This window comes from Streptomyces sp. MBT53, from assembly GCF_016654115.1.
Lineage (GTDB): Bacteria > Actinomycetota > Actinomycetes > Streptomycetales > Streptomycetaceae > Streptomyces.
Window position 1 is genome coordinate 1 of record NZ_JAEQAZ010000515.1, and the last position, 426, is coordinate 426.

General features: G+C 67.4%; 1 protein-coding gene. It reads right to left on the reverse strand.

Features of this window, described 5'->3' with window-relative positions; genetic code table 11:
* Positions 1-95: 95 nt before the first annotated feature.
* The coding region (locus JHN45_RS52545) for a flavoprotein (RefSeq protein WP_307783467.1) at positions 96-426 on the reverse strand (331 nt) is incomplete at its 5' end.

Here is a 426-nt window from a genome sequence, read left to right on the forward strand (position 1 = left end):
GGTGATGATCGGGTGTGGGGGGAAGTGGGGGGTGGCGTGAATTCGATGGTGGCGGTGCGTCCCGGAACACCAACTGCCGTTGGAGGGCCGGTGGTTCAGGCACGCATCGCGACCCCGGCGGCATCGAGCACCAGCGCCCAGGGAAACTCCTTCGGCCTGCCCTGCCCGGGCTGGTTCGGCACGAAGCCGCCCTCGCCGTAAAGGAGTTGCACGCCCATGGCACGCAACTCGGCGATGCTCCGCTCGAATTGCCGGTGCTGCACGTAGGCCGAGTTGACACAGGGCATCGCGACGATCGGGATGTCCTTCCCGATGCCCTCGGCGACGACACCCACCACGAAGTCGTGAGTCAGCCCCAGCGCCCACGAGTTGACGGTGTTGAAGGTCGCCGGCGCGACCACGATCACGTCCGCCTTCGGCCAGACG